The organism is Natronomonas gomsonensis (assembly GCF_024300825.1).
Taxonomy (GTDB): domain Archaea; phylum Halobacteriota; class Halobacteria; order Halobacteriales; family Haloarculaceae; genus Natronomonas; species Natronomonas gomsonensis.
Genome location: NZ_CP101323.1, coordinates 3,091,783 through 3,104,727, shown reverse-complemented (window position 1 = coordinate 3,104,727; position 12,945 = coordinate 3,091,783). Strand labels below are relative to the sequence as shown.

12 protein-coding genes are annotated in these 12,945 nt (G+C 65.1%); 9 read left to right on the top strand and 3 right to left on the bottom strand.

Going from position 1 to position 12,945, the window contains the following annotated elements; genetic code table 11:
• Window positions 1-20 precede the first annotated feature (20 nt).
• Together NMP98_RS16375 and NMP98_RS16370 are read left to right on the top strand one after the other, a co-directional pair.
• Entirely contained in the window at window positions 21-614 is a 594-nt protein-coding gene (locus NMP98_RS16375) for a conditioned medium-induced protein 4 (protein ID WP_254858926.1), read from the top strand.
• A 249-nt stretch (window positions 615-863) separates the two neighbouring features.
• On the top strand, window positions 864-1,502 hold the full coding sequence (locus NMP98_RS16370) for a DUF502 domain-containing protein (RefSeq protein WP_254858925.1): 639 nt from the start codon (window positions 864-866) through the stop codon (window positions 1,500-1,502).
• Here NMP98_RS16370 and NMP98_RS16365 read toward each other — a convergent pair whose 3' ends face one another.
• The gene (locus tag NMP98_RS16365) at window positions 1,503-2,339 is read right to left on the bottom strand and encodes a proline dehydrogenase family protein (RefSeq protein ID WP_254858924.1); all 837 of its coding nucleotides are present in this window, start codon (window positions 2,337-2,339) and stop codon (window positions 1,503-1,505) included.
• Window positions 2,340-2,426: 87 nt separating this feature from the next.
• On the opposite strand from NMP98_RS16365, the gene NMP98_RS16360 reads away from it, so the two are divergent.
• The 3 genes from NMP98_RS16360 to NMP98_RS16350 all read left to right on the top strand — a co-directional run bounded on the left by NMP98_RS16360 (window position 2,427) and on the right by NMP98_RS16350 (window position 5,608).
• A complete protein-coding gene (locus NMP98_RS16360; protein ID WP_254858923.1) occupies window positions 2,427-2,960 on the top strand; it encodes a CDP-2,3-bis-(O-geranylgeranyl)-sn-glycerol synthase in 534 nt (177 codons plus the stop codon).
• Between the two features lie 264 nt (window positions 2,961-3,224).
• On the top strand, window positions 3,225-4,322 hold the full coding sequence (locus NMP98_RS16355; protein WP_254858922.1) for a DUF2157 domain-containing protein: 1,098 nt from the start codon (window positions 3,225-3,227) through the stop codon (window positions 4,320-4,322).
• 41 nt (window positions 4,323-4,363) lie between these two features.
• Window positions 4,364-5,608 carry a hemolysin family protein gene (locus NMP98_RS16350; RefSeq protein WP_254858921.1) on the top strand — a complete coding sequence of 415 codons (1,245 nt, stop codon included), beginning with the start codon at window positions 4,364-4,366 and terminating at the stop codon, window positions 5,606-5,608.
• Window positions 5,609-5,678: 70 nt separating this feature from the next.
• Here the strand turns inward: NMP98_RS16350 and thsA are convergent, their stop codons facing one another.
• Window positions 5,679-7,358, bottom strand: a complete 1,680-nt coding sequence (gene thsA, locus NMP98_RS16345; RefSeq protein WP_254861338.1) for a thermosome subunit alpha — start codon at window positions 7,356-7,358, stop codon at window positions 5,679-5,681.
• Between the two features lie 199 nt (window positions 7,359-7,557).
• On the opposite strand from thsA, the gene NMP98_RS16340 reads away from it, so the two are divergent.
• Complete coding sequence (locus NMP98_RS16340; RefSeq protein ID WP_254858920.1) at window positions 7,558-9,144, top strand: GMC family oxidoreductase; 1,587 nt, start codon at window positions 7,558-7,560, stop codon at window positions 9,142-9,144.
• 15 nt (window positions 9,145-9,159) lie between these two features.
• On the opposite strand, the gene NMP98_RS16335 is transcribed toward NMP98_RS16340, so the two are convergent.
• Entirely contained in the window at window positions 9,160-9,708 is a 549-nt protein-coding gene (locus tag NMP98_RS16335) for a KH domain-containing protein (RefSeq protein WP_254858919.1), read from the bottom strand.
• A gap of 99 nt (window positions 9,709-9,807) precedes the next feature.
• On the opposite strand from NMP98_RS16335, the gene NMP98_RS16330 reads away from it, so the two are divergent.
• The 3 genes from NMP98_RS16330 to glmM are packed head-to-tail and all read left to right on the top strand — an operon-like array spanning window position 9,808 to window position 12,936.
• Window positions 9,808-10,284 (top strand): hypothetical protein, encoded by a 477-nt coding sequence (locus NMP98_RS16330; RefSeq protein ID WP_197424810.1) that lies wholly within the window; start codon window positions 9,808-9,810, stop codon window positions 10,282-10,284.
• Window positions 10,281-11,546, top strand: a complete 1,266-nt coding sequence (locus tag NMP98_RS16325; protein ID WP_254858918.1) for a RuBisCO large subunit C-terminal-like domain-containing protein — start codon at window positions 10,281-10,283, stop codon at window positions 11,544-11,546. Before NMP98_RS16330 ends, NMP98_RS16325 begins: the two co-directional genes overlap by 4 nt.
• A gap of 46 nt (window positions 11,547-11,592) precedes the next feature.
• The gene (gene glmM, locus NMP98_RS16320) at window positions 11,593-12,936 is read left to right on the top strand and encodes a phosphoglucosamine mutase (RefSeq protein WP_254858917.1); all 1,344 of its coding nucleotides are present in this window, start codon (window positions 11,593-11,595) and stop codon (window positions 12,934-12,936) included.
• The last annotated feature ends 9 nt before the right edge of the window (window positions 12,937-12,945 follow it).

The window sequence follows — 12,945 nt, the reverse complement described above, 5'->3', positions numbered from 1 at the left end:
CCGGTTGATACGTAGTCGAGATGGATGAAAAAACCGAGGAGCTACGGGATATTTTCGTCGACATCACCGACGAGGACACCGTCACCGAACGGCAGTCCGAGTCCCGTGGCTCGCTCACCGGCGAGACATCGACCGAGGGACTCGCCGCAATCGTCGCCGAGATGCGGGAAGTCTGTGGGTTCGATACGTCTCTGGACGACGAGGCGCTGGTGGCGGTCGTCGAGCGGTTCTACGCCGGGGACTCCGATGGGGACATTGCCGAGGCGCTCGACGTGGACCAGCGGACGGTGTTTCGGGCCCGCCTCGATTTGCACCTCCTCCGGGAACGGGACACCGACGCCCCCTTCGAGTTGGAGACGCTCCGTGAGTTCCTCGCCGAGGACCGTCCGACGAGCGACATCGCCGAGGCACTCGGCGTCTCCGAGTCGACCGTCCGCCGGTATCGCCGGGTCGTCGATGCCCGAGACGAGAGTCGACGCGTCAGCGGCCGGTTCCGCAGCGAGTTCGAGGACCTCATCGCCACTGCCGACCTGAGCCAACAGCTCACGACCGACGTACAAGACGACGGGTTAGAGGAGGCAACCGAGGGCATGGAGACCAACGTACAGTTCTGAGGCCAGCCTCCACCCGACACGATGCCCTCGACGGATTCGGTCCGTCGGCTTTCCGTGAGACGAAGATAGAGACGCCACCGTGGCGAGGCCCATCCAACGCGCGAGCGGTTCGTCGCCGGAAGCCTTCACTGGAGCGGGTGAGACAAACGGGCGGCGTCGGTCTTGAGGCCCGCGGAAGCGTCGGATAGTCGCCTCGACGGCGTCACCAGGTCGAAGCGCTGAATACGCGGCAGGGAAATGTTGAGACGAATGCTGCCGCCCTCGTGGAAGCGCGACATCGCGAGCGGGCTCATCGTGCTGGTGCCGTTGCTCGTGACGGCGTACGTCGTCGCCTTCATCTACCAGTCGATAGCCAACCTGCCGCTGTTGGAACAAGCGCTGGCGAATCAGCCAGTCGTCGTCCGCGTTGTTGTCACGCTAGTGTTGTTCGCGCTGTTGGTCCTCTCGGTCGGCTACCTGATGCGAACGACCGTCGGCGACCTCCTCGAACAGTCACTCGACAACGTGATGAACCGCCTGCCGGGGCTGCGGGTCGTGTACAACGCCTCGAAGATGGCCGTCGAAACCGCTGTCTCCGGCCCCGAAGACCTCCAGACGCCGGTGAAACTCGAAACGTGGAACGGGATGCGGATGACCGCGTTCAAGACGGGCAAGACGACCGACGACGGCAAGGACGTGCTGTTTCTGCCGACCGCACCGAACATCACGACGGGGTTCGTCGTCGAGGTCGAACCGGACCGCTACGAGGAGGTCGACGAGAAGGTCGAAGACGCCCTGACGCGCATCCTCAGCGCCGGCTTCGGCGAGAACCGAGAGCAGAGTATCCAAATCGACGTGACCGAAGAGACGCCGGCCCCTCGGGCCGACGACGAGGCCGTCGACGACTGATTAGCCGGTGAGAATCGCCCGCAGCGCGAACACCGCGTTCTCCTTGCGCTCCATCAGCCGCCGATAGAAGTACGACAGCCAGCGGTCGCCGTAGGGGGCGTACTGGTAGACGGTGACGTCGTCGTCGGCCAACTTCCGTTGGGCGTCCTCACGAACCCCCATCAACATCTGGACCTCGTAGGGCGTGCCGTACTCCTCGTGGAGGTCGGCGGCGTGAGCTATCATCTCGGGGTCGTGACTCCCGACGGCGACACCGCGATCGAACTCCTGAAACGCCAACTCGAGGTACTCTCGGTAGGCCTCGTTCACCCTCGGTTTGTCGGTGTAAGCGACTTCGGGGGGTTCCTCGTAGGCGCCTTTCACCAGCCGTATCTTTCCCGGGACATCGGCGAGTCGCTCGATGTCGGCGGCCGTCCGCTTGAGGTTCGCTTGCAGACATAGCCCCATGCCGGGATACGTTTCGGCCTGTGCGACGAACGCCGAAAGCGTCGCGTCGGTGGTCGTGTGGTCCTCCATGTCCATCCAGACGAAAGCACCGCTTTCGGCGGCGGCCTCGACGATGCGTTCGAGGTTCTCACGGAAGACGCCCACATCGACGTCAAGGCCGAGTTGGGAGGGTTTCACCGAGATACAGGCGTCGAGGTCGCTGTCGCCGAGTTCCCCGAGCAGTCGACAGTAGGCGTCGGTGTCGGCGTCGGCGGGTGGGCGCGTGTCGTAGTGTTCGCCGAGGAGATTGAGTATCGCGCCGATTCCGTCGTCGTTGAGTCGGCGCGCGTGGTCCATCGCGGTCGCGGGCGACTCGCCGGCGACGAACCGCCGGGCGATTGGCGGTAGCATACCGTCGAGTACTCCCGCCCGCCCCAAGAGCGTACCCCCGCAAGCGGAATCCCCCGGTCTTATACTCGTGCCGAGTGGAGGCCGGATATGGTAGTCGAGACCCTCGTCGTCGCCGTGTGGGCGATGCTGCCCGCCTACATCCCGAACAACGTCGCCGTGTTGGCTGGCGGCGGCCGACCAATCGACGGCGGCCGCCGACTCGACGACGGCAAACGGATTCTCGGCGACGGGAAGACGTGGCGCGGGACCGCCTTCGGCACCGCCGCGGGGGTCGTCGTCGCGCTCCTGCTCAACGCACTGAACGGATTGCTCGGCCTCGGCCTCCCCGAGTTCCCCATCACGGCCGCCGTCGGCCTCGCCTTCGGCGCGATGCTCGGCGACATCCTCGCGTCGTTCGCCAAGCGCCGGACCGGCCGAAAGCGCGGCGCCGTCTTCCCCGTCGTCGACCAACTCGACTTCGTCGTGGTCGCACTGCTATTGACCGCCATCCTCTCGTTTGGCTGGTTCCGCGAGACGTTCACGCTGGCCGTCATCGTCGCGGTCATCGTTCTGACACCGATTCTCCACGTCGGGACGAACGCCATCGCCTACGCGTTCGGCCTGAAAGACGAACCGTGGTAGCCTGCCGGTAGTAATCGGCCGCGAACGTATCAGAATACGATACTCTCGATGATGAGAAGCGAGAACAGCAGGAAGGCAATGCCAACGCCAATATAGATGAGCAACAGGATGACGTGGGTGTTTTCTTCGGAATCCATCTCGTCTTTCCTCTGGAGAGTCATCCGTCAGTTATCAAGGAGGCGATTTGGATGGTTCCCCACGCAAATCGTATCTGCTCACGTTTTGGCCCCGGATTTATCACAATCGGTCGTGTGAACTCGCGACATGGACCCTGACGCCCTCCAAGAGGAAGTCGATGAGTGGGTCCGCGAGGGAATCATCAGCGAGTCTCAGGCCGAGGCGATACTGGCACGCTACGAGGACGAATCGTCCGGGCGTTCGCGGGTCGTCGTCGCGCTGTCGCTCGTCGGCGCCGCCCTCGTGTTCGCCGGTGTCGTCCTGTTTCTCGCGACGAACTGGGCGGACCTGCCGCGCGCGGCGCGGATGGCGGTTCTCATCGCGGGACCGACGCTTGCGTACGTCGCGGGCATCGTCGCCTACGACCGGTCAGTCCCCCGAATCGGCCACGCGCTCTGTGTCCTCGGGGCCGTGTTGGTCGGGCCGTCGCTGTTCCTCTTCGAGGACCTGCTAACGCTCGGTGTCGACCCGGAGTGGCTGCTGTTGGCGTGGACCGTCGCCATCCTGCCGACAGCCCATGCACTGGGGTCGCGGGTCGCCGCAGGCTTCGGCCTCGCGGTCGTCGTCGCGTTGGTCCTCTTGCTGTCCTCGCCGGACGACCCCGTTCCCGCAGTCGGCCTCCTCGGCGTCGCGCTGTTCGCACTCGGCCACACCCGCGAGGGTGCAGTCCAGTGGACCTACCGCGTCGGCGGCGTCGCACTCGCCATCGGGACGCTTGTGATGATGACCGTCCTCGAAGGACAGTTCGAACTGTACACCTTCGGACCGTCGGCCGTCGTGGGTGCAACAGCAGTCGGCACACTCCTCGGCATCGGGTGGCTCTTCGCCGACGGCGACCGGGAATCCGGCGGCTGGGCCGCACTCACCGTCGTCGCCCTCGCTCTCGCGACTGGCCTCGCGGTGACGGCGCCGGACACCGTTCCCGAACTGGCCGCCTTCGTCGGGTTACACACCGTCGCCTTGGCCGGGGTCGCCTCGACTGGCTACCTCGGATACCTGCGTCGCTCGCGGGCGTACATCGACCTCGCCGTCGTCGGCGCACTGTTGCAGTCGCTGTCGTTTGTCGAGGCGACGGTCGTCGATGCGCTGTCGGGGTCGGTCGCGCTCGTCGTCGCCGGCCTGCTGCTTTTGGCCGCCGGCGTCGCCTTAGAGCGGGGCCGGCGGTCGCTGTTGTCAAGAATCTAAGGCGGCGGCGGGGTTATGTGGACGGACACGCACCGTGAGGTATGTTCCTGACTGCGGGACTCCTCGCAATCGTCGGCCTCGTCGCAGTGAGTGCCTTCTTCTCCTCCAGCGAAATCGCGCTGTTCTCGCTGGAGGAACACCGACTCGGAACGCTCGCGACGGAACCGGGCGGCGACGTGCTGGTCGCGCTCCGGGAGGACCCCCACAGACTTCTCGTCACGATTCTCGTCGGCAACAACGTCGTCAACGTCGCCATCGCCTCGCTGGCGACGGCGCTTCTCGTCGACCGCTTCCCCGGCGGTCTCGGCGTCCTGCTCGCGACGCTTTTCGCCAGTACGGTCGTCCTCGTCTTCGGCGAAGTCGTCCCGAAATCCTACGGCGTCGGCAACCCCGAATCCGTGGCGCTCCGCGTCGCCCGACCGGTCAAGGTGGTCCAGACGGCGCTGTACCCCGTCGTGGTCGTCTTCGAGACGGTTACCGACGGCATCAACCGCCTCACGGGCGGCGGCCGCGACATCGAACGCCCCTACATAACCCGGGAGGAAATCGTCGCGTTGGTCGAGACCGCCGAGGAACTCGGCATCGTCGGGGGCGACGAGCAGGCGATGATAGAGCAGGTCTTTCGGTTCAACACGACGGCCGTCGGGAGCGTGATGGTGCCACGGGCCGACGTGGTCGCCGTCGACGCCGCCGCGAGCGTCGAAGACGCCATCGACGCGTGTCGCTCGGGCCGGGTCACTCGCCTCCCGGTGTACGAGGGCGATATGGACCGCGTCCTCGGCTACGTCGACATCCGCGACCTCGTCGACGCGCCGGCAGACACCTCGCTTCAGTCGTTGACCAACCCCGCACTCCACGTCTTCGAGGGCCAAGAGATAGACGAGGTGTTGGCCGAACTGCAAGCGAGCCGAACCGAGGTGGCCATCGTCTACGACGAGTTCGGTGCCGTCGAGGGACTGGTGACCACCGAAGACATCGTCGAGGAGATCGTCGGCGAGATATTCGATATCGGTGAGGAGGCGGCGGTCGTCGCCCTCTCGCCGACAACCGCGACCGCCCGCGGGACGGCCTCGACCCGGTCTATCAACGACGAAATCGGGACACACTTGCCGGAAGCAGGCGAGACGGTCGCCGGCCTACTCGCCGAGCGGTTGGACCGGCCGGCAGAACCGGGCGACGTAATCGAGGTGGCCGACGCCCGACTCACGGTCCGGACCGTCGGTGACAACCGCATCCGACGGGTCCACGTCGAACGGGAGACGGAGGCATCGCTGGACGGGAAATAAAAGGAAGAAGCGTTCGGAAGGCGGTTCGAGACGGGTCGGGCGTGGGGTAGGCTGTTGTAATCCGACTGAATTACATCATGCCGCCCATGCCGCCGCCCATACCGCCCATGCCGCCCATGCCGCCGCCCATACCGCCGCCGGGGCCGCCGGGCATCTCGTCGTCGTCGCCGTCGTCGCTGGAGCCACCCTTGAGGTCGCCCGCGGCGATGACGTCGTCGATGCGGAGAATCATCACGGCTGCCTCGGTGGCGGACTCGATGGCCTGGGTCTTGACTCGGAGCGGTTCGACGACGCCCTCGTCTTCCATGTCGATGACCTCGCCCGTGTAGGCGTCGAGGCCGGCGGCGTCGGCGCCGTCGGCGTGCTGGCTGCGGAGATCGACAAGAGAGTCGATGGGGTCGAGACCGGCGTTCTCGGCGAGCGTGCGCGGAATCACGTCGACGGCGTCAGCGAAGGCCTCGACGGCGAGCTGCTCGCGGCCGCCGACGGAGTCGGCGTAGTCGCGCAGGCCGAGCGCCAGCGCGATTTCGGGGGCACCGCCGCCGGGGAGGACCTTGCCCTCCTCCAGCGTGGTGCGGACGACACCGAGGGAGTCCTCGATGGCGCGCTCGATTTCGTCGACGACGTGTTCGGTGCCGCCGCGGAGGATGAGCGTGACCGCTTTGGCCTCCTCGACGTCCTCGACGAAGATTTTCTCGTCGCCAGCGATGTCCTTCTGGGCGACGCTGCCGGCGAAGCCGAGGTCGTCCTCGGTGATGTCGTCGATGTTGGAGATGACGCGGCCGCCCGTCGCGCGGGCCAGCGCCTTCATGTCGGACTTCTTCGCACGGCGGACGGCGATGATGCCCTCCTGTGCGAGGTAGTGTTGGGCCATGTCGTCGATACCCTTCTGACAGAAGACGACGTCGGCGCCGACCTCTTTCAGCTGGTCGACCATCTGGCGGAGCTGCTGTTCCTCTTGGTCGAGGAACTGCTGGAGCTGGTCGGGGTCGGTGACGTTGACCTCGGCGTCGATTTCGGTCTCCTTGACCTCGATGGGCGTCGACAGCAGCGCGATGTTTGCGTCATCGGCGAAGTACGGCATGTTGTCGTGGACGCGCTCTTTGCCCACGATGACGCCCTCGACGAGTTCGGACTCGTCGACGGCACCGCCGACGACCTTCTCGACTTTGATGTTGTCCGTGTCGATGTCGTCGCCGTCGGCGACGGCCTGTACCCCGTCGACGACGAGTTCGGCCAGCAGGTCCTTCGATGCCTCGGCGCCCTTGCCGGTCATCGCGGTCGCAGCGATAGACTCTAGGACTTCGCTGTCGTCGGCGTCGACATCGATGGCGATGTCCTCGAGGATTTCCTTGGCCTCGGCGGCGGCCTGTCGGTACCCCTGTGCGAGGATAGTCGCGTGGATGTCCTGGTCCAGGAGGTCCTCGGCCTTCGAGAGGAGTTCACCGGCGATGACGACGCTCGTGGTCGTGCCGTCGCCGACTTCCTCTTCCTGCGTTTCGGCGACCTCGACAATCATGTTCGCAGCCGGGTGCTCAATGTCCATCTCTTTGAGGATGGTGACGCCGTCGTTCGTGACGACGACGTTGCCCGTCGAGTCGACGAGCATCTTGTCCATCCCTTTCGGGCCGAGTGTGGTGCGTACCGACTCGGCGACCGCCTTCCCGGCGGTGATGTTCATCGACTGTGCGTCCTTTCCGGAGGTACGCTGGCTCTCCTCGGAAAGAACTATCATCGGCTGGTTGCCCATCTGTTGTGCCATAGTCGTCCGAATGATTGTCTGTGGTTCTATATAAAAGTTGCTGAAATGGAGGCGGAAAACCCCCGTACGGGGGGCGGACGGGGTGTGTGAAGAGGTGACGGAGAAGTTTTATATAACACTTCGAAGCGGTTCCGCGGGGCGTGCCGCTGTCCGACGGTTTATGATGCGCCCACGAGTGTGGCAGTGTATGGCAACCAAGACAGCGGCCTACGACTACGTCGTCGTCGGCGCCGGCTCCGCCGGCTGTGTCCTCGCCTCCCGTCTCAGCGAGGACCCAGACACTTCCGTCCTCCTACTGGAGGCCGGCGAACCAGACGAGAAACGCGAGGTTCACATCCCAGCGGCGTTCCCGGAACTGTTCAAAACCGACGTGGACTGGGAGTACTACACCGAACCCCAGTCCGGTCTGGCCGACCGCGAGTTGTACTGGCCACGCGGGAAGACCCTCGGCGGGTCCAGTTCAATCAACGCGATGATTTACATCCGGGGCCATCCCAACGACTACGACGAGTGGGCCGACCGCGGCAACGACGGGTGGGCCTACGAGGACGCCCTTCCCTACTTCAAGCGCAACGAGACGTTCGAACCCGGCGACGGCGACTACCACGGCACCGACGGCCCGCTGTGCGTCTCGAACCCCCGGTCACCGAACGACCTCTCCCGGACGTTCGTCGAAGCCGCAACCGATGTCGGCCACCCACGGAACGCCGACTTCAACGGCGCCCGACAGGAAGGCATCGGCCTCTATCACCTCACCCAAAAGAAGGGCAAACGCCACAGCGCCGCGAAAGCCTACCTGACGCCGCATCTCGACCGGCCGAACCTCACCGTCGAGACCGGCGCCCACGCCACCGAAATCGCCTTCGACGGTGACCGCGCCTCGGGCGTCGAGTACGAACAGGACGGCACGCGCCTCCGGGCCGAAGCAGTCGAGGAGGTACTCGTCTCCGGCGGTGCCATCAACTCCCCGCAACTGCTCATGCTGTCGGGACTCGGCGACCCGGAACACCTCACCGACCACGGCATCGATGTCCGCGCCGAACTGCCGGGCGTCGGAGCGAACCTCCAAGACCACCTCTTTGCCTTTACCGTCTACGAGTGTACCGAACCCGGGACGCTCGACGACGCCGGCCGAATCCGGGACCTCGCGAAGTACTTCCTGTTGAAGCGAGGGCATCTCACCTCCAACGTCGGCGAAGCGGGCGGCTTCATCAGGACCGACGACGACCTCGACGCGCCGGATTTGCAGTTCCACTTCGCGCCCGGCTACTTCATGGAACACGGCTTCGAGAACCCCGAGGAGGGCCACGGCCTCTCGGTCGGTGCGACCCAACTCCGCCCGGAGAGTCGCGGGTCGATTTCGCTGGCCTCCGACGACCCCTTCGCCGACCCCGTCATCGACCCGAACTACCTCGACGACGAACGGGACATGGAAGTGTTAGTCGAGGGCATCCGTCGGGCACGCGAAATCCTGCAGGCAGAGCCCTTCGACGACGTACGCGGCGAGGAAATCTGGCCCGGCGAGGAGGCGACCACCGACGCCGAACTGCGCGAGCACGTCCGTGAGACGGCCCACACGGTGTATCACCCCGTCGGAACGTGCAAGATGGGCGACGGCGACGATGCGGTCGTCGACGAAGAACTCCGCGTCCACGGCGTCGAGGGGCTTCGGGTCGTCGACGCCTCGGTGATGCCGACGCTCGTCGGCGGCAACACCAACGCACCCACGATGATGATAGCGGAGAAAGCCGTGGATATGATTCGCTCGGAGTAAATCGAGGGGGCCGTCTCAGCCCGTGAACTGGTGGTACTCGATGTCGTTGGACTTCATCTCGTTGTGGCGCCGTTCGAGGAAGGAGTAGACGGCACCGTGAGGCGCGCCGTCGAGAATCATCTCGGCGGCGCTGCGGACGGCGTCGACCTGCTGGGGTTTACCGATGATGCCCAGCGTCGACCCGTAGATGACCACGTCGGCGCCGGAGAGTTCGGCCATGAGTTCTCGGGTCCGACCGCCCTCGCCGATGAGTCGTCCCTTCTTCCGGCGGAGGTCTTTCTTGTTCCGGGTGGCGGCCTCGATGTCGATGAGTTCGAACAACTGCATGTCGTCGTCCAGCAGGCGCATAGCGTCCTCGGGGGCGAATCCGCGGCCGATGGCCTTGACGATGTCCGGCCCCTTCAGACCGAGTATCGGGTCGCCGACGGTCTCGACTTTCACCGACCCCGTCTCGGAGTCGATGTCCAGACGGACCTCGGCGCGGGACTCGATTTCCCGCATGGTCGCACCTCCTTCGCCGATGAGAACGCCGATGCGGTCCTCCGGAATCCTGACGTGTTTCATACTTCCGATTGGAGGTGGCGGTTTTTAAGCGTTCGCCGGTTCGGACGTTGTCGCATCACACGGAGTTCGCAGGAAACTGTTTTACTACCGTGTTCGGTAATGGACATCGTGGTGGACTGGCTGATATCACCGGTGTACATCGCCGACTTCCTCGCGGTCGGGATGGGGGCGCTGTTGGGGCATCAACTCTCCGCGCGGCGCGAACGGCACCTGCAGGCGGAGCGCGAACGAGACGACCGGCAGCGGCTTCGTGACTCCATCGCCGGCGAACTCGGGGGAATCAGCGAGAACATCGGCAACTGGGAGGGGGAAGTACCGCCGACGATAGCCTTTCCGACCGGCAGCTACGAGTCCGGGGTTTCGAGCGGGACGTTCTCGCTGCTCTCCGAGGACCTCCAGCGGGAACTCAACGCGGTGTACGACGACATCGAGCGCATCAGCACACAGCAGCGATTCCTCAGAGAGCAACTGATAGCGACCGACCGCGCCGACATCGACCGAAGCCGCGTCGGGAACTTCCGCAACGAGATTCAGTCGCTCGAAGCGCGCATCGACGAGGTGGTCGAGCGCCTATGAGCGACATACTGGTCGAATACCGTATCGGGGACGACGACGCGAACATTCACCGAATCGGCGAGAAAATCGCGAAATCACAGTCGCTCGGCAACTACCGCTGGGGATTCGGCGACAAAGTCGACGGCGACTACGAGGCGAGCGTCACGAGATACGGCGACCGGACCGTCGAGGTGGCCTTCCCGGCCGAAAACATCACCGCGAGTACGTCACAGCTCCTCAACTACATCGGGGGAGACCTCTTCGACGCCGGCTACGTCTCCGAAATAAAGATTACTGGCATCGATTTCCCGCCGGAGTTCGTAAAGCGGTTCCCCGGACCTCAGTACGGCATCGAAACCCTCAGAGAGCGTGCCGGCGTCGACGACCGCCCGATGCTCGGGCTCATCCTCAAACCAGCCGGACTGACGCCCGAACGGATGCACGACATCGCCGTGACCGCGGGCATCAACGGCGTCGACGTCGTCAAAGAGGACATCAAGTTCGTCTCGCCGGCGTACTGTCCGCTGGCGGACCGCATCCGAGCCATCGTCTCCGCGCTCCGCGAAATCGAATCCGAAACCGGACGGCGCCCGCTGTACGTCCTCAACGTCACTGGCGAAACCCGTCGGTTTCGACGCCTTACGAGCGGTCCGGACCCCGAAATCGACCTCTCGGACGTGAAGGAGTCGATAGTCCTGATGCAGTCACCGGTTTCCTCGGGGTTCGACCACATGGAACGAATCGCCGACGACGACGAGTTCCAGTACCCGATTCACGCACACTGGGCCGGCCACGGCGTCTACACACAGACGAATCACGGCATCGCGCTGGACGTCCTCGAGAAACTCTTCCGACTCAGCGGCGCCGACTCCGCCCACACCGGCAACGTCGCCGGCGACCACTCCCGCTCGCGGAGCCACATCTACACCTGCAAGAGCGTCCTTCGCGGCAATCGACGGCGGTTGGGAAGCGAGTTCAAGCGGACGCTCCCCGTCGTCTCCCACCAGGTCAGCCCCGAAAACATCCACCGGAACATGCAAATCGGGACGGGGAGTGTCGACGAACCCGACTACGACACGGAGCAGCTGTTCGTCGTCGGGTCGGCCATCTACTCGTATCCGAGCGACGACCTGCTCTCGTCGGTCGGTGGCGGCGTACGCGCCTGTCGGGAAGCCATCGACGCGACGCTCGCGGGCATCACCGACGACGACGTTCACCGCGTCGTCAGCGACCAGTCGGGGGATTACGAGGCCATGCAGACGTGGCTCGACGAGAACGCCTGACCGACCGAACCGGACACCCAAGTGGGTGCTCCGCGTAGCGCCGTCGATGAGTTTCGGACGAATGGGTATCAGAGGGGGGGCCAACGTGACGGTCACGGCCGAACGCGTCTTCGAACTCGCACGCGCTGCAACGGTTTATTGGGAGGCCGACCGCGTCGCCGTCGGCCGCGACACCCGAACGACCGGGGAGATGTTCGACCACGTCGCGACCGCCGGTGTCGAAAACGCTGGCACGGAGGTCGACCGCCTCGGCGTCGTCCCCACGCCAGCGTTACAGCGATACGTCGAAACGCGGTCGATACCGGGGCTTCAGATTACGGCCTCACACAACCCACCCGACCACAACGGCGTGAAACTGGTCGGTCGTGATGGCTCTGTTCTCGAACCGACAGCTGTCGATGCAGTCGCGTCGTTGGCCGAGGAGGGTGCCCTGACGGCGCCTCCGGAGTCAACGGGCCAATCGCGGACCGTGGAGGGAGCCAACGACGAGTACGTCGAAAGCGTCGTCGAATCGGTCGACAGAGAGGCGATACGCGAGGCCGCACCAACCGTCGTCGTTGACCCCGGAAACGGCGCTGGCTCGCTCACCTCGCCGGCGCTGTTCCGGCGTCTCGGCTGTCAGGTAAAGACGCTCAACGCCAACCCCGACGGGGCCTTTCCCAGCCGCGACCCCGAACCGGTCGAAGCCGAACTGTCGGAGTTGCTGTCGTTCGTCGCGACCTCCGACGCCGACCTCGGTATCGCCCACGACGGCGACGCCGACCGCGTGGTGTTCGTCGACGAGTCCGGCGCGTTTGTCGACGGTAACGCGGCGTTTGCGGCACTCGCCGCCGCGGAACTGGACGACGGCGAGACGGTCGTGACCACGTGTAACGCGTCGTTGCGACTCCGCGATGTCGCCGAGGCCGCAGGTGGCACCGTCGAATACACACCCATCGGGAACACCTACGTCCTCAGTCGGACACGCGAACTCCGCGAGGCCGGCGTCTCGGTGCCGATAGCCGGCGAGGGCAACGGCGGTATCGTGTACCCAGCCCACCGGTTGGGCCGCGACGGCGGCCACGTGGCGGCCCGGTTCCTCGAGTTACTCGCCGACCGCTCGGCGAGTGACCTCCTCGAACCGCACCGGGGGTACAGTTTCGAGCGGGAGAACGTTCCCTACGACGGCGAGAGCAATCGGGAGGCCATCATGGAGCGGGCAGAGGCGTGGGCGGCGAGTGCCGACGGCGAACACACCACGCTGGACGGCTACCGCGTTGACTTCGAGGAATCGTGGGCGCTCGTCCGACCGAGCGGAACCGAACCGTACGTCCGAGTGTACGCCGAAGCGAAGACGCCACAGGAGGCTACCGAACTGGCAAAATCGGTCCGACAACGGGTCGAAGAGTAACCCCCGCCG